The organism is Pseudoalteromonas sp. NFXS39 (assembly GCF_040148775.1).
GTDB classification, from domain to species: Bacteria; Pseudomonadota; Gammaproteobacteria; order Enterobacterales; family Alteromonadaceae; genus Pseudoalteromonas; species Pseudoalteromonas apostichopi.
This window is the reverse complement of sequence record NZ_JAGDEC010000023.1, coordinates 1-1,182: the sequence shown is the minus strand read 5'-3', so window position 1 is coordinate 1,182 and position 1,182 is coordinate 1. Positions and strand designations below refer to the sequence as shown.

1 rRNA gene is annotated in these 1,182 nt (G+C 50.4%); it reads right to left on the bottom strand.

Features of this window, described 5'->3' with window-relative positions:
• A 23S ribosomal RNA gene (locus tag J3455_RS19790) occupies window positions 1-1,182 on the bottom strand; the annotation flags it as partial.

The window sequence follows — 1,182 nt, the reverse complement described above, 5'->3', positions numbered from 1 at the left end:
AGAGCAAGTCTCATCACAGATAGGAGCGTACCTTCTCCCGAAGTTACGGTACGATTTTGCCTAGTTCCTTCACCCGAGTTCTCTCAAGCGCCTTAGTATTCTCTACCTGACCACCTGTGTCGGTTTGGGGTACGATTCGGTATAATCTGAAGCTTAGAGGCTTTTCCTGGAAGTATGGCATCAACAACTTCACACCCTTGGGTGCTCGTCTCGTGTCTCAGTCTTAAGAGTCCGGATTTTCCTAAACTCTCAACCTACTCACTTTCACATGGACAACCAACGCCATGCTTGTTTAGCCTGCTCCGTCCCCCCATCGCAATTATACCAAGTACGGGAATATTAACCCGTTTCCCATCGACTACGCCTTTCGGCCTCGCCTTAGGGGTCGACTTACCCTACCCTGATTAACATGGGATAGGAACCCTTGGTCTTCCGGCGTGCGGGTTTTTCACCCGCATTATCGTTACTCATGTCAGCATTCGCACTTCTGATACCTCCAGCATACCTCCCGGTACACCTTCAACGGCTTACAGAACGCTCCCCTACCACTCAAACAAAGTTTGAATCCGCAGCTTCGGTGCATAGTTTAGCCCCGTTACATCTTCCGCGCAGACCGACTCGACCAGTGAGCTATTACGCTTTCTTTAAAGGATGGCTGCTTCTAAGCCAACCTCCTGGCTGTCTGGGCCTTTCCACATCGTTTCCCACTTAACTATGACTTTGGGACCTTAGCTGGCGGTCTGGGTTGTTTCCCTCTTCACGACGGACGTTAGCACCCGCCGTGTGTCTCCCGGATAGTACTTTACGGTATTCGGAGTTTGCAAAGGGTTGGTAAGTCGGGATGACCCCCTAGCCTTAACAGTGCTCTACCCCCGTAAGTATTCGTCCGAGGCTCTACCTAAATAGATTTCGGGGAGAACCAGCTATCTCCCGGTTTGATTAGCCTTTCACTCCTAGCCACAGGTCATCCCCTAACTTTTCAACGTTAGTGGGTTCGGTCCTCCAGTTGATGTTACTCAACCTTCAACCTGCCCATGGCTAGATCACCGGGTTTCGGGTCTATACCTTGCAACTAAACGCGCAGTTAACGCTCGCTTTCACTACGGCTACCCTAATCGGTTAACCTCGCTACAAAATATAAGTCGCTGACCCATTATACAAAAGGTACGCAGTCACCCTCGA